Source organism: Pantoea sp. CFCC18177, assembly GCF_059412425.1.
Genome location: NZ_JBNBPL010000009.1, coordinates 155,744 through 175,808 on the forward strand (window position 1 = coordinate 155,744; position 20,065 = coordinate 175,808).

At 51.3% G+C, this 20,065-nt stretch carries 26 protein-coding genes; 22 read left to right on the forward strand and 4 right to left on the reverse strand.

Features of this window, described 5'->3' with window-relative positions; genetic code table 11:
• Positions 1-78 precede the first annotated feature (78 nt).
• The 3 genes from ACPUC8_RS11870 (at position 79) to ACPUC8_RS11880 (ending at position 2,332) form a co-directional block, all read left to right on the forward strand.
• Entirely contained in the window at positions 79-270 is a 192-nt protein-coding gene (locus tag ACPUC8_RS11870; protein ID WP_494926368.1) for a hypothetical protein, read from the forward strand.
• A gap of 458 nt (positions 271-728) precedes the next feature.
• Positions 729-1,244, forward strand: a complete 516-nt coding sequence (locus ACPUC8_RS11875) for a hypothetical protein (protein ID WP_494926369.1) — start codon at positions 729-731, stop codon at positions 1,242-1,244.
• Complete coding sequence (locus tag ACPUC8_RS11880) at positions 1,241-2,332, forward strand: hypothetical protein (protein WP_494926370.1); 1,092 nt, start codon at positions 1,241-1,243, stop codon at positions 2,330-2,332. Before ACPUC8_RS11875 ends, ACPUC8_RS11880 begins: the two co-directional genes overlap by 4 nt.
• Positions 2,333-2,848: 516 nt before the next feature.
• On the opposite strand, the gene ACPUC8_RS11885 is transcribed toward ACPUC8_RS11880, so the two are convergent.
• From ACPUC8_RS11885 to ACPUC8_RS11895, 3 genes are all read right to left on the reverse strand, one after another.
• The gene (locus ACPUC8_RS11885) at positions 2,849-4,456 is read right to left on the reverse strand and encodes a hypothetical protein (RefSeq protein ID WP_494926371.1); all 1,608 of its coding nucleotides are present in this window, start codon (positions 4,454-4,456) and stop codon (positions 2,849-2,851) included.
• Between the two features lie 78 nt (positions 4,457-4,534).
• Positions 4,535-5,572: a phage portal protein gene (locus ACPUC8_RS11890; RefSeq protein ID WP_494926372.1), complete on the reverse strand. Its 1,038-nt coding sequence runs from the start codon at positions 5,570-5,572 to the stop codon at positions 4,535-4,537.
• Positions 5,572-7,335, reverse strand: coding sequence for a terminase ATPase subunit family protein (locus tag ACPUC8_RS11895; protein ID WP_494926373.1), 1,764 nt, complete (start codon positions 7,333-7,335; stop codon positions 5,572-5,574). The genes ACPUC8_RS11890 and ACPUC8_RS11895 overlap by 1 nt, the downstream gene beginning before the upstream one ends.
• 145 nt (positions 7,336-7,480) lie before the next feature.
• On the opposite strand from ACPUC8_RS11895, the gene ACPUC8_RS11900 reads away from it, so the two are divergent.
• The 12 genes from ACPUC8_RS11900 (at position 7,481) to ACPUC8_RS11955 (ending at position 13,413) form a co-directional block, all read left to right on the forward strand.
• On the forward strand, positions 7,481-8,335 hold the full coding sequence (locus tag ACPUC8_RS11900; RefSeq protein ID WP_494926374.1) for a GPO family capsid scaffolding protein: 855 nt from the start codon (positions 7,481-7,483) through the stop codon (positions 8,333-8,335).
• A 47-nt stretch (positions 8,336-8,382) separates the two neighbouring features.
• Positions 8,383-9,453, forward strand: a complete 1,071-nt coding sequence (locus tag ACPUC8_RS11905) for a phage major capsid protein, P2 family (protein ID WP_494926375.1) — start codon at positions 8,383-8,385, stop codon at positions 9,451-9,453.
• Positions 9,454-9,456: 3 nt separating this feature from the next.
• The gene (locus ACPUC8_RS11910; RefSeq protein WP_494926376.1) at positions 9,457-10,125 is read left to right on the forward strand and encodes a phage terminase small subunit; all 669 of its coding nucleotides are present in this window, start codon (positions 9,457-9,459) and stop codon (positions 10,123-10,125) included.
• A gap of 90 nt (positions 10,126-10,215) precedes the next feature.
• Positions 10,216-10,683, forward strand: coding sequence for a head completion/stabilization protein (locus ACPUC8_RS11915; protein WP_494926377.1), 468 nt, complete (start codon positions 10,216-10,218; stop codon positions 10,681-10,683).
• 5 nt (positions 10,684-10,688) lie between these two features.
• Positions 10,689-10,886 carry a tail protein X gene (locus ACPUC8_RS11920; RefSeq protein ID WP_494926410.1) on the forward strand — a complete coding sequence of 66 codons (198 nt, stop codon included), beginning with the start codon at positions 10,689-10,691 and terminating at the stop codon, positions 10,884-10,886.
• Between the two features lie 3 nt (positions 10,887-10,889).
• Entirely contained in the window at positions 10,890-11,102 is a 213-nt protein-coding gene (locus ACPUC8_RS11925; RefSeq protein ID WP_038644610.1) for a hypothetical protein, read from the forward strand.
• Positions 11,083-11,592, forward strand: a complete 510-nt coding sequence (locus ACPUC8_RS11930) for a lysozyme (RefSeq protein ID WP_494926378.1) — start codon at positions 11,083-11,085, stop codon at positions 11,590-11,592. Before ACPUC8_RS11925 ends, ACPUC8_RS11930 begins: the two co-directional genes overlap by 20 nt.
• A gap of 3 nt (positions 11,593-11,595) precedes the next feature.
• Entirely contained in the window at positions 11,596-11,979 is a 384-nt protein-coding gene (locus ACPUC8_RS11935) for a hypothetical protein (protein WP_494926379.1), read from the forward strand.
• Positions 11,976-12,398, forward strand: coding sequence for an Rz-like lysis system protein LysB (lysB, locus tag ACPUC8_RS11940; protein WP_494926380.1), 423 nt, complete (start codon positions 11,976-11,978; stop codon positions 12,396-12,398). Before ACPUC8_RS11935 ends, lysB begins: the two co-directional genes overlap by 4 nt.
• Positions 12,295-12,567, forward strand: coding sequence for an Rz1-like lysis system protein LysC (gene lysC, locus ACPUC8_RS11945; RefSeq protein WP_494926381.1), 273 nt, complete (start codon positions 12,295-12,297; stop codon positions 12,565-12,567). Before lysB ends, lysC begins: the two co-directional genes overlap by 104 nt.
• Positions 12,500-12,967 (forward strand): phage tail protein, encoded by a 468-nt coding sequence (locus ACPUC8_RS11950; RefSeq protein WP_494926382.1) that lies wholly within the window; start codon positions 12,500-12,502, stop codon positions 12,965-12,967. Before lysC ends, ACPUC8_RS11950 begins: the two co-directional genes overlap by 68 nt.
• Positions 12,964-13,413, forward strand: coding sequence for a phage virion morphogenesis protein (locus ACPUC8_RS11955; protein ID WP_494926383.1), 450 nt, complete (start codon positions 12,964-12,966; stop codon positions 13,411-13,413). Before ACPUC8_RS11950 ends, ACPUC8_RS11955 begins: the two co-directional genes overlap by 4 nt.
• Positions 13,414-13,418: 5 nt before the next feature.
• Here the strand turns inward: ACPUC8_RS11955 and ACPUC8_RS11960 are convergent, their stop codons facing one another.
• Positions 13,419-14,534 carry a hypothetical protein gene (locus ACPUC8_RS11960; protein WP_494926384.1) on the reverse strand — a complete coding sequence of 372 codons (1,116 nt, stop codon included), beginning with the start codon at positions 14,532-14,534 and terminating at the stop codon, positions 13,419-13,421.
• Positions 14,535-14,622: 88 nt separating this feature from the next.
• On the opposite strand from ACPUC8_RS11960, the gene ACPUC8_RS11965 reads away from it, so the two are divergent.
• From ACPUC8_RS11965 to ACPUC8_RS11995, 7 genes are read left to right on the forward strand one after another with little or no spacing between them, the layout of a single operon-like run.
• Positions 14,623-15,213 carry a phage baseplate assembly protein V gene (locus tag ACPUC8_RS11965; RefSeq protein WP_494926385.1) on the forward strand — a complete coding sequence of 197 codons (591 nt, stop codon included), beginning with the start codon at positions 14,623-14,625 and terminating at the stop codon, positions 15,211-15,213.
• Positions 15,210-15,560, forward strand: a complete 351-nt coding sequence (locus ACPUC8_RS11970; RefSeq protein ID WP_494926386.1) for a GPW/gp25 family protein — start codon at positions 15,210-15,212, stop codon at positions 15,558-15,560. Before ACPUC8_RS11965 ends, ACPUC8_RS11970 begins: the two co-directional genes overlap by 4 nt.
• A 4-nt stretch (positions 15,561-15,564) precedes the next feature.
• Positions 15,565-16,473, forward strand: a complete 909-nt coding sequence (locus ACPUC8_RS11975) for a baseplate assembly protein (protein WP_494926387.1) — start codon at positions 15,565-15,567, stop codon at positions 16,471-16,473.
• The gene (locus ACPUC8_RS11980; protein ID WP_494926388.1) at positions 16,466-17,074 is read left to right on the forward strand and encodes a phage tail protein I; all 609 of its coding nucleotides are present in this window, start codon (positions 16,466-16,468) and stop codon (positions 17,072-17,074) included. The genes ACPUC8_RS11975 and ACPUC8_RS11980 overlap by 8 nt, the downstream gene beginning before the upstream one ends.
• Positions 17,071-19,092 (forward strand): phage tail-collar fiber domain-containing protein, encoded by a 2,022-nt coding sequence (locus tag ACPUC8_RS11985; RefSeq protein ID WP_494926389.1) that lies wholly within the window; start codon positions 17,071-17,073, stop codon positions 19,090-19,092. Before ACPUC8_RS11980 ends, ACPUC8_RS11985 begins: the two co-directional genes overlap by 4 nt.
• Positions 19,092-19,745, forward strand: coding sequence for a tail fiber assembly protein (locus ACPUC8_RS11990; protein ID WP_494926390.1), 654 nt, complete (start codon positions 19,092-19,094; stop codon positions 19,743-19,745). The genes ACPUC8_RS11985 and ACPUC8_RS11990 overlap by 1 nt, the downstream gene beginning before the upstream one ends.
• Positions 19,745-20,035, forward strand: coding sequence for a hypothetical protein (locus ACPUC8_RS11995; RefSeq protein ID WP_494926391.1), 291 nt, complete (start codon positions 19,745-19,747; stop codon positions 20,033-20,035). Before ACPUC8_RS11990 ends, ACPUC8_RS11995 begins: the two co-directional genes overlap by 1 nt.
• Positions 20,036-20,065: the final 30 nt, after the last annotated feature.

Genomic DNA, 20,065 nt, shown 5'->3' on the forward strand with positions numbered 1-20,065 from the left:
GCTGCAACATTTTTCTTTCGATAACTTCAGTTGCTATGATACTGTATGGATGTACAGTTATTTCGATGGGGAGGGCGCGTGGATAACGAATTACAAGAGCGGGTTATGCTTGAGCGGGTTGAGTTAATAGCAAGGCTAACAACTGAAGGGATCTGCAAGGAAAGGGACAGGGAAATAGCACTAAGCTTGATAGCTGAGATTGCAAGCAACACCGCGATGGCAAACAAACAATTTTCAGTCGTATTTTCGGCTTTTCCTCTTGATAAATAATCCTTTAGGTTACTGCGATGCGCATTGAAATCATGCTCGATAAGAACCAAAACATAAGCCAGTAGGTGATGGATACATTCCATGAAGAAGTCAGCAAGCGGTTTTGCGCGCTGCTTCCTGAAACAATCGTACGGGTTTGCCGGGGCGGCTATACATTTACTGAAATGTAAGGTTTTAGCCATAAAGACGATTAGTGCCGACTGAATGGTCTTCTCCAGTATGTCTGGGAGGATGAAAGCCTGCGTTAAGTGTTAATTTAAATTCATTCTACAACTTGACGCAGCGCCCCATGTGGTTGATGTAATCAAAGCTAGTATGCATTTTATACAATTCTATAGCTGAAAGGTTTGCCTTTTGATATGTTAAGCTCTAAAGCCGTGGGCTTAAATTCTTGTAAATCAATATGCAACGTCTTTTATAAAACATATTACTGATTAGGTAGAAAAGGAGCTTAACCGATGCCAGATTTAGAAAATACCCAGCAAAATCAAGTTGATGAAATTGAATTGGATAATCAAGCCGAGCCTGGCGAAGAAGAGATAGAACAGCTCGCAGCTGTCGAATATCAATATAGTCAGCACATCAGTGCACTCATACCGCAATGCCCGCCTGCTGAAGCGACTGAGTGTGATAAGGAATGCTGGCGTTTTACACTTAATCCTATGACTAATTCATGCTTTTGGCCTCCTAAAAAAAGATCTCCCCAAAGAATTGCTTCTGACGAGTCGCAAGAATGTTCAATGTGGGCGTTATCAATGTATGAGTCAGAACGGCAAGCGGTCTTGGCCTATACACTGCTATCAAAAAAAATAAAAAATATTAAGAAAACTATTGGTGATCATCTTGCAATGGGGGAAGTACAGTGTACTGATGGAAAATGTATGCCTGCTAATAGAAAAGGCCACTTTGATTTTCACCCTTATGTTGATGCGAATTTCGCTGATGGATTCCATGTAGTAAGAGAATTGCCATGATAAAGTTAGATGCTAAAAGGATAAATGCGTCAAGTGTCGGGGATTATTCTTGGTACTCTGATTTAGTATATTTTGATGGTCCCCTTGTATGTCTGTTTAGAGGTAGTGGATATAAGGATGCTCTTTATGTATGGCTTGATAATTCAGAACGCGCCAATCGTTGGTGCTTAATTCCTGTGTCAAGGTCTACCTTAGACTCTTATCTTAACCAAAGATTGAGTTTGAAGGAGATTATACAGTCTTGTGAATATACCTTTATCTGTAATCATTATGCAGAAACTGGAAGAAAGAATTACAACATTCTTCACACTAATAGCTTTCCAGATGAATATATGCCTGATGATGACTCTTATCTTTATGAGGAAATATGTACTGATGATGCATTGGTTTTAAAGCAAGAACGTACATCAAGCTATATGCTCGGATTAGACAATCAATTGTTTATAAATGACTTGTCTGTAATACCAAAGGTGTTTGAACAGCTATACTCTTTTCATTATGGCTTAGCTCATCTTGGAAGATTATCGATTAGAAACACTATGTTACGCCTAATGGGAAGTTGGACTGGTGGTATATCGGCAGTAAATATATTTTCTGGGTTAAAAAATATTATTCCGGTTTTACATCGGCCAGAAATTAGCTCTCTTCAATATAATTCGCCAGGACATATTGAGTTAAATTTGCTCTCTGATTTAGCTCGTAATGTTCAAGATGCGTCTGCTCGTGTGGAAAATGACCTGATTTATTACCGTTTAGAAAGTATGTATAAAAACACATATGCCTACTTTAAGGAGAATGGACTTTCAGGCTTTGATGAAGATGGTGGTATCGAGATTAGAAACATTGATAGGGAAACTACTGATAATCTTCGTAAGCGAGTTAGAATATTTTTCAGATGTTTGGGGTGGTCAAGTTATCAGGCTCAGTTTGATATGATTGGTGCCCATCCCCTGCAACAGTTACGTGCTGTAATGGCCTATTACAGGCGGCTGAAAATTTTACGTGAATATATTGTCTCCGAGAAGCTTTTTGTGGGGCAGTCTCGTGTATTACCGTTAATAGAAAATGCGCCCCCTCCAGATTTGTGAGTTCATGCGTTACGCTGCATGAATTTGCATGATCCGCAAATGATGGTTTTACCCTCAGCCCGCCAGTTCTGGCGGGCTTTCGTTTATGTCATGCAGGTGCATGAAAACCGCATCATAAAGCGGGCAGGCGTGGCGGGGAAAGCATTGCGCGCGAGGGGAGCAAACATGTATGCGCAGGCTGCGCCTGCCGCACGGAGGCGTGCGCAAATTATCGCGCAAGGGGCGTGGTGGCGAAACGGCAAACCCCCGCAAAACGCGTCTCATTGCGTCTGGCGGGGGGTTATTCGGGTAGGTATTTCAGGGTTTCTAGGTAGGAGTTCACTTTGCATTTAGAGGTGCCTGAACCCCGTGCTGAAAGCCTCGCCAGCACGGGCGCGATCTTTCGCAAGCAACGTGGTGGCAGCGCTGCGCCATCTAAACCCCTTTTCAATATCCGGAATGTAAGGGGGAAAATCTGATTGCCTCTACCCCGACACATTTATTGAAAAATCCATTGGCAGCTTTGTAAGCAGCCTCTCATTTTCTGTTAATGATCTTAATTAATAAGTATGTCAATAGAATCGATATCAAAAAATATATAGCATCTATAAAATCAAAAAATACTGTTCCTTTTAAATAATCATTGAACTTGAAATGCTCAAGTGCGGGCTTTACCAATATAGGTGAAATTGATGTTGTGGCAATCAAGCCAAATATAAGTGTTAAATTGTTGTTAGCTTTATCACTGGACTCGGTTTCTTGAATCTTTATCAATTCCATTTTTGATTTTATTAAACTATCTATGCTTTTTCGACTTTGTTTTATATCGTTGTGTTCGAATAATGATAGGGCATAGTTATGAATCTCTCCCGATCTGCGTGAAGTATGTCGTAGCCATTCTTCGAATTCGAATATTTCTTTTTTAATTTGCGCTAGCTCAATGTTTTTACTAATGTTATTTATTTTGTATATTGTTCCTTCATAGAAGAAGCTGACTATTTCGCGCAGGTCGCTTTTTACGAGGTTATCCCACTTGAAATTATCAACGGTAAATCCACTGCTTAAGTTTATTTGTTTCAGGGATTTACTAGTAAGGATACTCAAAGAAACACCTTGCGCAGAAAAATAATTGAAATCATCAAACATACGATAATCTTCATAACGCAGTGGGATGGTATCTTGATATAGACCCATAGTCTTTGACAGCAAGGCATTTATCATTCTCTTATTTGCCAGCCAGTTTAGCGACGATTTTGTTTTCTGATTGTCGTGTTCAAGAATGAATATATTCGGCTTGCCTTGCCATCCCGAATAATATTTATTAACGTCAAGACCTAGAAAAAACTCGCGAGGGCTTATTTTGATAATATGAGAGTAAACTAAAGCTACTATGGTTCTGGCTATGTCACTTAGACCGTGTTTAACATTGCTAAGTTTCATGTAATCTACATAGTTTCCATTGATGTTTAGCTCCCCATATTCAAGTGGCTCAGAATTATTTAGTAAGGTTTTTTTAACCTCTCGGTGGTATCTGTAATCTCTTAGTCGCCTGAATAATGGCGAGATTCTATTGTCAAAGTAAAGGTATTTTATTGCATATTCAATTGGGCAGATTATGGAGTTTAATTTTTTAAATGGATAATTAACATTATCACGCACGAATTCGTCAAGTGTGTTGGAGTAGTCAATTAAATCAATAAAGTTCACCTGAGCTATGCCATTTTCGTATATGCTCAATACTGGAATTATGGCCTTTTGATTATCATCAGGGCCTAAAAAAAATGGCTTCAACGCAAAAAACACATAGTCACTATAAAAAGTACCGTCTGCTTGCAAGATTTTATTTTGCGATAAAATCTTGTTGATTAATAAGTGAGTGGAGTAAAGTGTGAAATCACAGGCTGAGTGTTTCTTATCAATTGGTAAGCCAGTCACTCTTAAACCCGTTACATCTGCGTTGAATTCAAAATCTAAACGACTTGTTTTTAGTTTGTCTCCATCAAAATAGTAAAGGTTTTTGGTGTAATCAAATGCACTGAGAAAAATTCGGCTATGCATTACATCCTTAATCATCCTTCTGGATAGTTTTATATTTGGGCACTGCATTGTGTAAGTATGCCATACGGTACCTTTTTGAATATTCAAGTAGGGCTCCACATTTAAAGGTTTTCTTTATCTTTTCATATGGGGTCCAATTTTGGAAATGAAATTTTATCTGTATGGCTACGGCTCAAGTTGGTAATTTTTGAAATCAATTACCTTAATCCCAATCCAAGCATTAATCTCTTTCATTCGTTCCTGCAGCGGCGTCAGTTCATTGCGTACAAAAACCTGTGCCGCTTTCACTGCGTCACCAAATCCGCCAGTGTTGTCGGGGATGATACCCATCATCTGCGGAGGCACTCGGTGCGCACTCAACAGGTCATCCCGGCTGGCCTTCTTGATGTTAAAGAAATCGTCCTTCGTCGCTACTTCACTAAGCGGCAAAATCTTGATGCCGTCGGGCTTGCCGTTCGGCGCGTACATGAAAAGGTTGCGGAAGTTGCCGATCCCTTTGGTGTCCCGCATGGCCTGACGCATGCGCTCGATATCGCTGCTGCTTTGTGCGGCGTCGGTCATATACAGGATGTAACCCGCGTGTGCGCCATTCTGGTAATACTTGCGGCGGAACAGCGTAGCTGACTCATTCAGCCAGGCTGAGTTAAGCGCGCTGAGATATTCCGGCAGGCCGTAAAGCTCCTGATTGATATCCGGTTCGATAAGGTGAAAAACCTGATCCGCTTCAAACTGGTGCGCCTCTTTCCACTCATTCACAAACCAGTAAACACCATCCTGCACGCCACGGCGCGTGTACTTCGCCGGTGAGGTTTCCAGTCGCAGCGGTTTACCCAGCGCGTTGCGGCGCAACTCGGCAAAGGCATTGCCAAACACCAGATAATCCAGCGCAAATTTGCTGAACTCCTGTTGACTCATTAGCGGGTGAGGGATGAACGTCGAGGCCAGGATGTTGCGTTTCACATAGAGCGGCGAGCTGTGATGCACTGCTGAGCGCAGGCTTTTCGCCAGGCCGTGAAAGCTGACTGGCGGTTCATACCAGCGCCCGTTATGGATGCACTCGGCATAATCCATGATGTCGCGCTTATCGAGTACGGCAGTCGGTTCGCCGAAGCTGAAAGCCTCGAAAGGCTGCTGACTCTGCTGTGTGCTCTGTTCTGTCTGTGCTCTGGCGGCGAAAGCCTTGCGGCCTTTATGTTTTGTCATCAGTTAAATTCCAGGAATGAGGATGATTCGCCGCCGCTGGCAGCGGTAAGCGGTTCGTTTAAGAGTGCGTGCATGATTGCCCAGGCGACGTCGGCGTGGCTGGCTTCTTCGCTGCGGCTGGCTTCGTAGGTGGAGCGGTTGCCGCTGGCGGTCATGGTTTTGCGAATAGCCATAAATGACTGTGTGATATCCGTCTGGCCCGCGTCGTACTCCAGTCGCCCGCTGGTGATGGTGTCTTTCGCCTTCAGCACCATGGCGGTTTTCACCTCGGGCGAGTATTTGATTTCCCGCGCTGCCGGGAAGAACTGGCGCACCAACTGGAAGACGCCTTGCCCGATGCCGGTCGCATCCACGCCGATGTATTCCACGATGTATTTTTCGGTGAGCTGTTTAATCGACTGTGCCTGCGCAGCAAAGTCCATGCCGCGCCACTGGTGGCGCTCCAGCACGCGGAACTTGCCACCCTTAACCAGCGGTGGAGCAATGACGGCGCACCCAGCACTATCACCGGTATGCGAGGGATCGTAACCAATCCACACCGGGCGATAATCAAACGGTCGCAGCGCGTAAGGATTAAAGTCGTTCCACTCCTCCAGGCTGTCGACCATGCAGGTCTGCAACTCGGCAAAGGGGAACACGCTGGCCTCGTCATCAACAAATTCACACATCAGCAGGTTCTGATATTCCGCCGGGCTATATTCGAGCTGCAGCTGATCGATGTCGAACAGGTCACACCCGCCAGACAGTGCATCTTCAACCGTGACAATCTGCCGCCACTGGTTATCACCACACAACACGCCTTTCGCCAGGTGAGAGTGAGACAGGTCAATCTCAATACGGTCATCCCGGTTGCGACGCCCTTTGTTAAACAGCTCGCCCGACCAGAACGGGTAAGCGCTGTGTGACAGGCTCGACGGCGTGGAAAAGTAGGTGGTGCGCCACTTCTTGTGCAGCGACATGCCGCTGGCGACTTTTCGTAGCTCTTGAAACTTCGGTATCCAGAAATATTCATCCAGGTAAAGATTGCCGGTGTAGCTCTGCGCGGTGCGAACGTTGGTACCGAGAAATATCAGGCTTGCGCCGTTGGGCAGCACTATCGGATCGCCTTTCAGGTCAACGTCAACGAGGCGGGCGAAATTAATGATGTAGTTTTTAAAAACGTGGGCCTGTGCCTTGCTCGCCGACAGGAAAATCTGGTTTCGCCCGGTGGTGAGCGCATCTATCAGCGCTTCGCGGGCAAAATAGAAAGTCGCACCTATCTGGCGGGATTTGAGGATGTTACGGATACGGTGCGTCAGCCCGGCCTTGTGCCAGTTGAGCTGATAATCAAAGCTGCCTTCCATAAACAGGTCGGTAAGCTTTTCGGTCTGTTCGTCGCTGAATACGTTTTTACTCGGCGGCTGGCGCTCGCCCTTGTTGCGGTTGCGCACGTTGGGATTTAAATCAGCCTCGTTGCCGCTACCGCGATAGCGCTCAACGCGGGCCAGTCTTTCAATCTGACGCCCGAGCGCGTCTATTTCCTTGTAATCACCATTTCCCTTGACCTCTTTCATGATGAGCTGAATCAACCGGGCTTCCAGGCTGTTTTCCACGCGACTGATGGGCGCAACGCTTTCCCACTCGTCGCGCGTCTTCCAGCTCTGCACGGTTGGCGTTTTTTGTCCGAGCGTCTCCGCAATCTGGCGCACAGAGAATCCCTGCCAGTAAAGCAGCGCGGCCTGACGGCGCGGATCGGTGATGATGGTGCCGGGTGTCATGTTCATGGCGATAAGGCTACCGACGGCGAAAAACGTGCGCCTGCACTCGCTGTTTGCTGGTACATGAGCGGGCGGGCATTCGTTGAGGGATTGGGTGACGGCGGGGAAACTGGCCCCGAACCGAACCAATCCACTGACCGGAGCCTGTTAAATGGCAACTAAGGCAACTAAAGCAAAGCGTTTCCGCATCGCGGTCCAGGGCGCTACTACCGATGGTCGCGAGATTTCCCGCGACTGGATTTCGCAGATGGCGAAGAACTATGACCCGACCGTGTACGGTGCCCGCATCAATATGGAGCACATCAAGGGTTACGCCGCTGACAGCACTTTCCGCCGCTTTGGTGACGTGACGAAAGTCGAAGCCGAAGAAATCACCGAAGGCCCGCTGGCGGGCAAGCTCGCGCTGTTTGGTTATATCGACCCGACGCCTGATCTCGTTGACCTGACCAAGGCGCGCCAGAAGGTTTACACCTCCATTGAAGTGAACCCGAATTTCTCAGATACCGGCGAAGCCTATCTGGTTGGCCTTGCGGTAACTGACGACCCGGCAAGCCTCGGCACTGAATACCTGAGCTTCAGCGCCTCCGCCAAAGCTAACCCGCTGGCCTCACGTAAGTTGCACAAAGACAACTTGTTTACCGCCGCCGAAGAAACTCACATCGAGTTTTACGAAGAAGCTGAACAGGGCCCGTCGCTGCTGAACCGCGTGAAAGAGCTGTTTACCCGTAAAGAGAAAACCGACGACGAGCGTTTTAACGACGTGAGCGCGGCTGTCACTGCGGTAGCGGAGCAGGTACAGCAGAACGGCGAAAGCTTTGCGCAACAGCTCGCCAGCGTTGAGCAGAAATATTCCTCACGTCTGGAAGCGTTGGAAACGGCAGCAGGCAAAGACCGCGAGGCGCTGAACGCGCTGCAGAACTCGCTCGCTAATACCGACGGCGGCTTTAACCGTCGCCCGCCAGCGACCGGCGGCGATAACAAAGGCAGCGTGCAGACCGACTGCTGATAAAGCCCGGTCTGAGTAAACCCGAACACTGATTAACAGGAGCGCCAATGCGCCAGCAAACCCGTTTTAAATTTAATGCCTACATGTCACGCGTTGCCGAGCTGAACGGCGTCGAAACCGGCGACATGAACAAGAAATTCAGCGTTGAGCCGTCCGTCGCGCAAAAGCTGATGACCCGCGTACAGGAGTCATCCGCGTTTCTGACCCGCATCAATATCGTGCCGGTGCCGGAGATGAAGGGCGAAAAAATCGGCGTCGGCGTGTCCGGTTCGATTGCGAGCACCACCGACACCGCTGGCGGTGACGAGCGCGAAACTGCTGATTTCTCTGCGTTGGACAGTCGCGGCTATGAGTGCGTGCAGGTCAACTTTGATTTCCACATCCGCTACAACACTCTCGACCTGTGGGCGCGCTACGAAGATTTCCAGACCCGCTTACGTGACGCCATCATTCAGCGACAGGCGCTTGATCGCATCATGATCGGTTTCAACGGTACGCACCGCGCCAAAACGTCAAACCGTGCAGCGAACCCGATGCTGCAGGACGTGGCGGTGGGCTGGCTGCAGAAGTACCGCAACGAAGCGCCAGACCGCGTAATGAGCAAGGTCACTGATGAAGAAGGTGCGGTGATTTCGGCAAAAATCCGCGTGGGTAAAGAGGGTGATTACGCCAACCTCGACGCGCTGGTGATGGATGCCACCAATAACCTGATCGAACCGTGGTACCAGGAAGATCCGGAGCTGGTTGTCATCGTGGGCCGTCAGCTACTGGCTGACAAGTATTTCCCGATCGTGAACCAGAGCCAGCCGAACACCGAGCAGCTTGCGGCTGACATCATCATCAGTCAGAAGCGTATCGGCAACCTGCCGGCGGTGCGCGTGCCGTACTTCCCGGCTAACGCCATGATGGTGACCCGCCTCGATAACCTGTCGATTTACTGGCAGGAAGGCACGCAGCGCCGCCATATCGAAGAGGTGCCGAAGCGTGACCGCATCGAGAACTACGAATCGGCTAACGAAGATTACGTGGTGGAAGACTACGCGGCGGGCTGCGTGATCGAAAACATCCAGCTCGGTGATTTCAGCGTACCGGCTGAAGCCCCGGCAACGGGAGAGTAACGCATGCTGAGTCCCGCCCGCCGTCACCGGATGCGCGTCCAGGCCGAAACCGATATGCAGCGGGATGCGAACCCGCTGCGCCACGCCACCGGCTATGAGCAGATGCTCGTGAAGCTCAACGAGGACAAGCGCCGCCTGAAGAAGGTCCACTCGGTAGAGCGCAAAGCTGAGCTTAAACGCCAGATGTTGCCCGACTACCTGCCGTGGATTGCTGGCGTGATGAACGGCGGGCGCGGAGCGCAGGATGCCATCGTGATGACCGTCATGATCTGGCGACTGGACACAGGCGACGTAATCGGCGCACTCGAAATCGCCCGTTATGCCCTGAAGCATGGTCTGGTGCCGCCCGACGGTTTTAAACGTGACAGCCTGCCGTACCTGCTGGCGGAAGAAGTTGCCAGCACCGCGACACGCGCCTGGACGGCAAAAGAGGCGGTGGATATCGAGCCGCTTCTTGAAACCATCCGGCTGACGGAATCCGAGGACATGCCCGATCAGGTGCGCGCCAAGTTGCACAAAATCGTCGGGTATGTGTATCGCGATATGGGCGGGACTCTTGAGGCGATGAACCACCTGAAACGAGCGCTGCAGCTCCATGAGGGCTGCGGCGTCAAAAAGGACATTGAGCGGCTGGCAACTGTGATGAAAAAGCAGGCACAGGTCAGTCGCTGACCGGACGCGACCCCGCGCAGGGCGGCAGGACGGCAACGCACTTTCAGTGTCAGCGCCGTCCTCCACCGCCCACCTATTTAAGGGCCAATTATGAGCACGGTAGTTATATCCGCACCGCGACCGGCAGACGCTGCCGAGCCGCCAGTAAAGAACACGTTTTTCTGGCCTGACATCGATTTGCAACTGCTGCGTGACTCGCTTCGCTATGAGGGCACTGTTACCGCACAGCGACTGCGGCAGGCGGTGCTGACCGCAATTTCCGAAGTCAACGCCGAGCTTTACGACTGGCGCGCCGGGCAGATGGCGGCAGGATTTAAAACACTGGAAACCGTACCGGCGGAAACGCTGGATGGCGTAAGCGAAAAAGTGACGCACTACATCGCCGCCGTTGCGTCAATGACTGCCGCCACTATTGCCGAGCGCTATCGTGGCTATGACGCCAGCGGTACCAAAAAAGCAACGGAGATCGAAGTCAGCGCCGACGAATACTGGCGCGACGCACGATTCAGTATCAGCCGCGTCGCTGAGCGCCCCGGCTGCATTGTGAGTCTGCTGTGACGCGGGTGTATGCCCTGCAGGGCGATACCGTTGACGATATCTGCTACCGCCATTACGGGCGAACGGAGCAGGTCACGGAGTTGGTCTACGAGGCAAATCATGGCCTCGCCGAAGCCGGGCCAATTCTGCCGCACGGTTATCCGGTTGATCTGCCTGAGTTGTCGGCGTCGTCAACGAGCGACACCGTAAACCTTTGGGACTGAACTATGTGGGAAAACATTCGCACAGCAATCGTCTGGTTTATCGCGCTTGGCATGGCGTGGCTGGGTGATATGTCGGTTAAAGATTTTTCTACCTTAGCAGGGGTGGTGATTGGCCTGCTGATGGCGTTCATCAGCTGGTACTACAAGCGGAAAACCTACCTGCTACTGGCACGCGGGCGCATCAGCCAGGAGGAGTATGAATCTGCAAATCGTTAAGCATTGCTCTGTGGGTGTGGTGCTGGCTATCGCCGCCACGCTGCCGGGATTCCAGACGCTGCACACCTCTGTCGAAGGTATGAAGCTTATCGCCGATTACGAAGGGTGCCGCCTGAGTCCTTACAAGTGCGACGCGGACAAATGGACCGACGGCATTGGCAACACGGTTGGCGTGGTACCGGGTAAAACCATCACCGAGCGGCAGGCGGCGGGCACGTTTATTGCGAACGTCTTGCGCACCGAAAAGGCTCTGTCCCGCTGCGTGTTCACGCAGCTACCGCAAAAGGTTTATGACGCCGTGGTGTCGTTTGCCTTCAACGTCGGAACGGGCAACGCCTGCGGCTCAACGCTGGTGAAGCTGCTGAATCAGGAGCGCTGGCAAGAGGCGTGTATGCAGTTGCCGCGCTGGGTGTATGTGAAAGGTGTATTCAATCAGGGGCTGGATAACCGCCGTGGGCGTGAACTGGTCTGGTGCTTAAAGGGAGCGTGAGAAATGAAAAGCTGGATGAGTGCAATGGGTTACTGGTTATTTGTGGCACTGGTGTTTATCGCGCCGGTTGAAGTGATGCTGCCGGGGGCGGCAACAGGCTCTGCGGCTGGCATTGCTGAGAGCATTTTACGGGAGCACGTCCGTTTCATTTCTACGCTGTTCGTTTTAGTGCGCCTCAGTGGTGAGAATTCCCGCGTCGCGCTGGCGGCATCGATGATTCAGATACCACCTTTGGGCCGAAGCCTGATTGTGTTTTTTGTTTGCTCCATCGCCATCTATGTCACCGTTTTAATCGGTGTGATCCTTCCTGTCATTGCGTGCGGCATAAAGATTGCCATCTTTTACTGGCTGATTGCCCGCTACCTGTTCAGGTGCAGTAAAGCATGACGCGCATCATTGGTGCACTGCTGGCAGCGGCACTGGTTGCGCTGGGGCTGACCGGCTGGCGCTGGTCAGTTGCTGCCGGTGAACTGGTCAGCGCACAAAAAATTATCGGCACGCTGTCAGCGGGTATTGAGAGTCGCGACAAGGCGATAGCCAGGCTGAACAGTGAAAACCTGCAAGGCCAGAAGCGTGAAGCCGAGCTGCGGCTGATGCAGGGGAGGGCCAGTGCCGGTGCGCTGACCCGTGAGGCACAAATACAGAGAGAAACCGATGCGAACCCGATATTACGTGACTGGTCTGCTGCTGCTCTGCCTGACGATGTTATCCGGCTGCACACCCGACCGGCCTTCGCCAGCGCCCGAGATTATCTGGATTGGCTGTCCGCGCGTGACAAGCTGCCCGATACCGGAAAACAGCCTTAAAACGGCGGGCGATCTGGCGGCGGACAATCGCCAGCTTGAGGCGGCGCTCGCATCCTGCGGGCTGCAGGTCGAAACCATCAAAGACTGTCAGGAGCAACACGATGTTGAAACCACAGCAACTGCGCAAGGCACTGACCGACAGCGTGCCGCTGCTGCAGCGAAACCCTGACAGCCTGAACGTATTTATCGACAGCGGGCGCATTGTCTCCACGCTGGCCAACTCGCTGTCGTTTGAATATCAGTACCGGCTGAACATGGTGATTACCGATTATATGGGTGATATCGATGTGCTGATTGTTCCCATGCTGGCGTGGCTGCGCGTGAATGAGCCTGACATGATGGCGACCAAAGAGAAGCAGCAGACCGGCTTTACCTTCAAGGCCGATGTGATCAGCGACACCGCCAGTGATATCAGTATCGACCTGCTGCTGAGTGAGCGGGTGATCGTCAAAGAGCTTGACGGCGATCTGCACGTCACGCACCTGAATGAAAACCCACTGCCGGAAAATGACTATCGACCACTGCAGGTGTATGCACACGGCGTACTTGTCAGTGAGTACCAGCCATGAACGATTTGCAACAGGTTAATGACCGGCTGAATGCACTGATTGGCAACCTATCCGCCCCCGCCCGCAAAGAGATGGCGCGCAATATCGCGAAGAAATTGCGCGCCAGCCAGCAGAAGAACATTAAAAACCAGCAGGCCCCCGACGGCACGCCGTTCAAGCCCCGCAAGGCGCAGCCCATTCGTAATAAAAAGGGCCGGGTAAAACGCGAGATGTTCGCCAAACTCCGCACTGCAAAATACATGAAAACACAGGCAACCTCTAATGAGGCGATTATTGAGTTTACCGGGCGTGTGCAGCGTATGGCCCGCGTACATCATTACGGGCTACGTGACCGACCTTCACGATATGGGAAAGATTTAAAATATGAAGAGAGGCCTCTAATGGGTCTCTCTAATAGAGATCAGTATTTAATCGAACAAATCATCTTAAAATTTATCATAAATTAACAGAGTTACTTTCCTTTTAATGCGGCAACCAATTTAACTACTTGCTCAATCCCATCAAAAGTGGATGGGATTTTATCCTCCGATGGCATAATGTTCGAAAAAATCACGTCCTCGAATTTATCAAGAAGATTTCCATCTTTTAACTTTATTCCACTGCTATATTCAGCATAGCTTTGTATGAATTGACACAAACTTTTCCTTAAGTCTATTTGCATTATCTGGGCGCGAATGGAGTTATAATTTCCTAATGCAACCCTGAAATAATAAATTAATATAAGCGCCAGAGAGATTCCGGGTATGAGTGACACTAATTCATAGGCGTTTTTAAAGTCTTGCTCTTTGAAGTAAATCACTAATGATTCGGTAATAATTAATGCTGGTATTAAACTTCCTAGAGCTATGAGTATTAATCTGGCCCAGAATAATTGATTTTGCTTTATCTCTGCTAACGATTCAAATCCACGATACAAACCGACAAAATTGAATGCATTTTTTTGATGTGTCAATGTCTCTTGAAGTTGTCTAACACGCTCTTCACTCTCATTTAAATCAGACCTCCATGCTAACTTGGCTTCATCAATTTTTTCTTTTTGCTTGTCAATCTCAAGACGCCATTTTTCATGAAGTTGTTCAGTAGATTCTTTTGCATCAGCAATACTTTTTAAAGTTGCCAGTTCCTTACTGTTCAATAGGCCTCTAAAGATGGATGTGCTCATCTCATAAATTGCATATCGAATCTGACTTGGTCCAGTGTTAGAGAATGAGCTCATATTTTCGAGAGAGAAGTCGCGAATATCTTGATAGAGGGAGCTATCATCTACAGGGTTATTTAAATACTCTTCAATAAAAAACCTTAATAGTATTGTATACATGGCATCAATAGAATCTTTTGACATTTCAGCATCTGAGATCCTCGTTTTTAAAGCTTTGGAAATATACCCTTTGTTAAAGGGTGTTTTTTCATCCCAGCTTTCACCATCAGCAATCATCTGTCTAAGTATTATTTGAATGAATTTGTTTCTTTGTTCTTCAACGGAATTCGAGGTGGATTGTCTGTCAATAACCTTAAGGTAAGTGGAAATTTCATCTTTGAATTTTTCGTTATTGAAAATAACCGTCATTTAAACCTTCCATTAAGTGCTTGTCCGCTCACATATGAACAAACGTTGGGAAATTGCTGAATGAATCCAAGGATCACATTATGCCTAAATGAACGAACAAATCACTGAAATCCTGCGCCTTCTGCGCAACCTGATCCGCATTGGCACCGTGTCCGCCGTAAATCTGGAAGACGGGTTATGCCGCGTCGATACAGGGAATCTTACGACTGGCTGGCTTCACTGGCTGACCGCGCGCGCGGGTAAAACCCGCTCATGGAATGCGCCGTCGGTGGGCGAGCAGGTAATCATTTTGTGTCTGGGTGGTGAGACGGATACCGGCTTTGTGCTGCCGGCTGTTTTCTCTGATAAAAACCCCGCCCCCTCCGCCTCGGCGGATGCACTGTACTGGTCTTTCCCTGATGGGGCGGTGATCGAATATGAACCGGCAACCAGTGCGCTGAAGGCGACCGGCATCAAGACCGCCACCATTGAGGCAGCGGTAAAAATTCTGCTGAGCACGCCAGAGGTTGAATGCACGGCGCACTTAAAAGCCAAAACATTTGAGTTTTCAGGGGGCGGCAAGATGACCGGAGACGTCAGCCATAGCGGCGGCAAGCTTGATTCAAATGGCGTTGTGGTTGATGACCACGACCACGGCGGCGTAGAGCGCGGCGGCAGCAGAACGGACGGGCCAGAATGACAACCGCAAAATACATCGGCATGAACCGGGAGACCGGTGAGGCGCTGGCGGATATCGAGCATATTCGCCAGTCAATCCGCGACATTCTGATGACGCCGGTTGGCACCCGCATCATGCGCCGCGAATACGGCTCGTTGCTTTCGGCGCTGATTGACCAGCCGCAAAACGAGTCACTGCGCCTTCAGATTATGTCGGCCTGCTATGTGGCATTGCTGCGCTGGGAGCCGCGCGTAAAGCTCACCGCTATCAGCTTTGAGTCGGATTTCAACGGCGCGATGGTGGTCGACCTGACGGGTAACCGGGCAGACACCCTGCAACCTTTTTCCTTAACCATTCCTGTGAGCTGAGAACATGGCAACCATTGACCTGAGCCAGCTTCCTGCGCCCGACGTGGTGGAAGTGCTCGATTATGAAACGCTACTGGCTGAGCGAAAATCCACGCTGATTTCGCTCTACCCGGAAGACCAGCAGGAGGCCGTCGCCCGCGTGCTGGCGCTGGAGTCTGATCCCATCGTTAAGGTTCTGCAGGAAAACGCCTACCGTGAAGTGATCCTGCGCCAGCGCATCAACGAGGCGGCACGCGCCGTCATGGTGGCTTATGCCGTTGATGACGACTTAGACCAGCTTGGTGCAAATAACGGCGTAACCCGCCTGACCATCACACCGGCAGATGATACCGCCATTCCGCCAGTGGCAGCGGTCATGGAAAGCAACGACGATTTTCGCGTGCGCATCGCGGGTGCATTTGAGGGGCTGAGCGTCGCCGGGCCGTCTGGCGCATATGAGTACCACGCCAGAAGCGCCGACGGGCGCGTGGCGGATGCATCAGCGATCAGCCCGTCACCTGCCGTGGTAACTGTTACCATTCTGGCCCGCGAGGGGAACGGCACGGCGGCGGCTGATTTGCTGACCGTGGTCGATACCGCGCTGAATGACGAGAACGTGCGCCCGGTTGCTGACCGGGTAACAGTCCAGTCTGCAGTCATCGTGAATTACGAGATTGAAGCCGAGTTGTATCTCTACCCGGGGCCGGAGGCGGAACCAATTCGTGCCGCTTCTGAGGCAAAGCTTGTTGCCTATATCAGCACGCAAAAGCGGCTCGGGCGCGACATTCGCCTGTCCGCACTCTATGCCGCCATGCACGTTGAGGGCGTGCAGCGCGTCAACCTGATTAAGCCGGTTGACGACGTCGTGCTGGATAAAACGCAGGCGGCATACTGCACCGGCTACACGCTGAGCGTCGGGGGTTCGGATGAGTGATCGCCTGCTTCCCACCGGTTCGTCTGTGCTTGAGGTGGCTGCGGCTGAAGCGCTGTCAAACCTGAGTGCGATGAATATACCGCTGCGTCAGCTCTGGAATCCCTACGCATGCCCGTTAGTCCTGCTGCCTTATCTGGCGTGGGCGTGGTCGGTAGACCGCTGGGATACCGGCTGGAATGAGTCCACCAAGCGGTCTGTTGTGGCGGCGGCGCGCGCAGTGCATCAGCGAAAAGGCACCATCGGCGCAATCCGTCGCGTAGTAGAGCCACTCGGCTATCTGATACGCGTTATCGAGTGGTGGAAGACTAACGAGACGCCTGGCACTTTCCGGCTTGACGTGGGCGTGCTCAATACCGGCATTACCGAGGAAATGTATAACGAGCTTGAGCGGATGATATCGGATGCCAAGCCGTTAAGCCGTCACCTAATTGGCCTGTCTATCAACCTTGATTCGTCCGGGCCTTTTACCGTTGGCGCAGCCTGCTATCTGGGCGACGAGCTGACGGTTTACCCCTACACCCCTGAAACCATTACCGTGGGCGGCACTGGCTATACAGCCGTGGCGTTACATATCATTGACCTGACGGAAGTGCGCGCATGACGACAAAATATTATGCCCTGCTGACGACTCTCGGCGCATCCAAACTGGCAAACGCAGCCGCGCTGGGTACCAAACTGCAGATTACACAAATGGCGGTGGGCGACGGTGGCGGCACGCTACCGACCCCCAATGTCACCCAAACCAAGCTGGTCGGTGAGAAGCGCCGCGCGGCGCTGAACTCGCTGAGCATCGATGCGGCGAACAGCAGCCAGATTATCGCCGAACAGGTGATACCTGAAACGGAGGGCGGTTTCTGGATTCGTGAGATTGGTCTGTTTGACGCCGACGGTGTGCTGATTGCGGTAGCTAACTGCGCCGAGACCTACAAGCCGCAACTACAGGAGGGCAGCGGACGCACGCAGACCGTGCGCATGATCCTGATTGTCAGCAGCACCGATGCGGTAACGCTCAAAATCGACCCGTCGATTGTGCTGGCGACTCGCCAGTCCGTTGATAACGCGGTGATTGAGGTGAAAGCCTATGCCGATAAACTGATGGCAGACCATGTTGCCGCCACTGACCCGCACACGCAGTATGCGCCAAAGGCCAGTCCGACGCTGACCGGAACGCCTAAAGCGCCGACACCTGCAGCAACAAAAAACGACACTCAGATTGCGACCACTGCATTTGTACAGACTCTTATCAAGGCGCATTTAGATGCTGCAGATCCCCATACGCAGTATCTAGAAACAAACAACTGGCTGTCCGAGTTTGCAGGACTGAATGACACCACGCGTAAAACCCTGCTGGGCAACCTTGGTGCAGCGGGCAAAGCCTTTTCAATGGATACCGGCATTACCCGGCTGGATGACACCTCGGTCACTTCGAAAACACAATTTGTGAGCATATCAGGCACGATGGAGGATGGCCCGCTGGGTGCGGTTGGGTACACCGCAACGCTGCTGAATATTCGCCGCGTATGGGATGCGGGTACTTCACTGACGCAGATTATGTTTCAGAGCGGAGCCATGTTTATCCGAACGGCGTCTGGCGGTGAAGGTAAATTTTCATTTGGTGCAACAGCCGTTAACCCTTATGGATGGCGCAGGGTGTATGACGAATCCACACCGCCGACAGCTAAGGAAGTTGGTGCGCTGGGTCTGTTGTCGGTCCTCACGACCGATCTCAACAATGTAACCGAGGCTGGAGTTTATCCGGTAGCCGGTGATGCGCCCAACAATCCATATCCGGGAGCCATTGGCATATTGACTCAGCTTAACTATAACAATGTGCGTTTTGTTCAGGAGTTCGCTACAGCACAGGCCCCGGCAGCATCAACTAACCGTCGCTGGGTGCGTTATGGCTCAGTCAGTAATGGTGTTTCATCCTGGACGGCATGGACACAAATTACATTGCGTCCTAACGAATTAACCACACAAACAGATGCTAATACGCTGACCGAAAGCGGTATTTACTACGGACAGCTGAGTAATGGGCCAGTAGGTAATGCTTACTGTATGCTGGACGTCACAGCGACTGGCGGCGGCGGGGTGGTGCGTCAGGTTGCTCATGCCACAACAGCAAATACCCGCTTTATCCGAACTTATACCGCCCAGAATGGCTGGTCAGGCTGGGTTGAGTTAGTCCGTGCGGATTCAGTCGCTAACTTTCTCGTGCCGGTGGGTATCCCTATGCCTTGGCCTGCAGAAACACCGCCGTCGGGCTGGCTTAAATGCAACGGCGCGTCATTCAGTGCGACGACTTACCCGGAGTTGGCGAAGGCTTACCCGTCCCTCAAATTGCCCGATCTTCGTGGCGAGTTTGTTCGCGGCTGGGATGACGGACGCGGCGTTGATAGCAGTCGAGAGCTTCTGAGTGCACAGGGCCATGCCCTGCAGCAACACACTCATACTGTGGCGGTTCCGCTGAGAACAACGGACAGCGATCGCGGTAGCCTTGATTCAACTTATAGCGTTGATAATACCCAGACGGTGACAACCAGCGGAGCTTCAGGCAACACTGCCACCGAAACCCGTCCCCGTAACATTGCATTTAACTATATCGTGAGGGCAGCATAATGACCGACGTAAAAGAAGAGACTTCGACGGAAGTATTGCCCACCGAGCCAGTAATTATCTATACCAGCCTGGACGAAACAGGGCTGGCGAAAGAAACCGGTTTATTGACCGTACACTGTTACGATCTCACCACAGGCGAGTTTACCGGCTCAAGCGAGGAGTATGTTTCAGTTGGTGTTGGTATCCCTGCTAATTCAACCTGCATTGCACCGCCCGATGCTGAGCAGGGCAAAGCCCTGATCTTTAATGGCGGCTGGCAACTGGTTGAAGACCATCGCGGTGAAACGGTATACAGCACTGAAAACGGCACCGCGACGGTAATCAGCCAGGCCGGTGAGTATCCGGCAGGCACTACGCTGCTCAAACCCGCCACCGCGTTTGATGCGTGGAACGGTAAAAAATGGGTGACCGATAAAGCCGCGCAGCAAGCGGCTCTGGTTAAAAATGCTGATGCTGAAAAGGCCAGCCGCGTTGCTGTTGCCAACAGCACTTCGCAGGCATGGCAAACGCAGTTGATGCTTGGCATTATCACCGATGCGGACAAGGCCGCGTTGACTGAGTGGATGACCTACATTCAGGCTCTGCAGGCGGTGGACACGTCAGCCGCTCCTGATATCACGTGGCCTGCTGGGCCAGATGCGGAGGCCGTGTAATGGATTTGTCGCCAGTGTTCCACGCCTGCGCCGCCGTCGCGGTACAGTGCATTTTTGGTCTGTTATTTGGAGACTGGCACAGCGGCGCGATGCTGGGCTGTCTGTGGTTCATTGCCCGCGAGCAGACGCAGGCCGAATATCGCTGGATCGCTGAGTTCGGAAACGGACGCCGCGAGAATATGCCGTGGTGGGGAGGGTTTGCATCGAGGGCGTGGGATATCCCGAGCCTGCTGGATATGCTTGTGCCTGTGATTGCCTGCGCACTGGTTTACGTGGCGGTAATGACCTAGCGTTATCCCATGACCATACTGAGATAAGCC

What these genes read in the sequence shown, in the direction of transcription:
- ACPUC8_RS11910 (WP_494926376.1), top strand. Translation starts at nt 9,457, where the DNA reads ATGCTGAGTCCCGCCCGCCGTCACCGGATGCGCGTCCAGGCCGAAACC.
- ACPUC8_RS11890 (WP_494926372.1), bottom strand. Translation starts at nt 5,572, where the DNA reads ATGACAAAACATAAAGGCCGCAAGGCTTTCGCCGCCAGAGCACAGACA.
- ACPUC8_RS11895 (WP_494926373.1), bottom strand. Translation starts at nt 7,335, where the DNA reads ATGAACATGACACCCGGCACCATCATCACCGATCCGCGCCGTCAGGCC.
- ACPUC8_RS11970 (WP_494926386.1), top strand. Translation starts at nt 15,210, where the DNA reads ATGACAACCGCAAAATACATCGGCATGAACCGGGAGACCGGTGAGGCG.
- ACPUC8_RS11925 (WP_038644610.1), top strand. Translation starts at nt 10,890, where the DNA reads ATGTGGGAAAACATTCGCACAGCAATCGTCTGGTTTATCGCGCTTGGC.
- ACPUC8_RS11915 (WP_494926377.1), top strand. Translation starts at nt 10,216, where the DNA reads ATGAGCACGGTAGTTATATCCGCACCGCGACCGGCAGACGCTGCCGAG.
- ACPUC8_RS11950 (WP_494926382.1), top strand. Translation starts at nt 12,500, where the DNA reads ATGTTGAAACCACAGCAACTGCGCAAGGCACTGACCGACAGCGTGCCG.
- ACPUC8_RS11985 (WP_494926389.1), top strand. Translation starts at nt 17,071, where the DNA reads ATGACGACAAAATATTATGCCCTGCTGACGACTCTCGGCGCATCCAAA.
- lysB (WP_494926380.1), top strand. Translation starts at nt 11,976, where the DNA reads ATGACGCGCATCATTGGTGCACTGCTGGCAGCGGCACTGGTTGCGCTG.
- ACPUC8_RS11995 (WP_494926391.1), top strand. Translation starts at nt 19,745, where the DNA reads ATGGATTTGTCGCCAGTGTTCCACGCCTGCGCCGCCGTCGCGGTACAG.
- ACPUC8_RS11980 (WP_494926388.1), top strand. Translation starts at nt 16,466, where the DNA reads ATGAGTGATCGCCTGCTTCCCACCGGTTCGTCTGTGCTTGAGGTGGCT.
- ACPUC8_RS11935 (WP_494926379.1), top strand. Translation starts at nt 11,596, where the DNA reads ATGAAAAGCTGGATGAGTGCAATGGGTTACTGGTTATTTGTGGCACTG.
- ACPUC8_RS11900 (WP_494926374.1), top strand. Translation starts at nt 7,481, where the DNA reads ATGGCAACTAAGGCAACTAAAGCAAAGCGTTTCCGCATCGCGGTCCAG.
- ACPUC8_RS11965 (WP_494926385.1), top strand. Translation starts at nt 14,623, where the DNA reads ATGAACGAACAAATCACTGAAATCCTGCGCCTTCTGCGCAACCTGATC.
- ACPUC8_RS11875 (WP_494926369.1), top strand. Translation starts at nt 729, where the DNA reads ATGCCAGATTTAGAAAATACCCAGCAAAATCAAGTTGATGAAATTGAA.
- ACPUC8_RS11960 (WP_494926384.1), bottom strand. Translation starts at nt 14,534, where the DNA reads ATGACGGTTATTTTCAATAACGAAAAATTCAAAGATGAAATTTCCACT.
- ACPUC8_RS11955 (WP_494926383.1), top strand. Translation starts at nt 12,964, where the DNA reads ATGAACGATTTGCAACAGGTTAATGACCGGCTGAATGCACTGATTGGC.
- ACPUC8_RS11990 (WP_494926390.1), top strand. Translation starts at nt 19,092, where the DNA reads ATGACCGACGTAAAAGAAGAGACTTCGACGGAAGTATTGCCCACCGAG.
- ACPUC8_RS11930 (WP_494926378.1), top strand. Translation starts at nt 11,083, where the DNA reads ATGAATCTGCAAATCGTTAAGCATTGCTCTGTGGGTGTGGTGCTGGCT.
- ACPUC8_RS11905 (WP_494926375.1), top strand. Translation starts at nt 8,383, where the DNA reads ATGCGCCAGCAAACCCGTTTTAAATTTAATGCCTACATGTCACGCGTT.
- lysC (WP_494926381.1), top strand. Translation starts at nt 12,295, where the DNA reads ATGTTATCCGGCTGCACACCCGACCGGCCTTCGCCAGCGCCCGAGATT.
- ACPUC8_RS11975 (WP_494926387.1), top strand. Translation starts at nt 15,565, where the DNA reads ATGGCAACCATTGACCTGAGCCAGCTTCCTGCGCCCGACGTGGTGGAA.
- ACPUC8_RS11880 (WP_494926370.1), top strand. Translation starts at nt 1,241, where the DNA reads ATGATAAAGTTAGATGCTAAAAGGATAAATGCGTCAAGTGTCGGGGAT.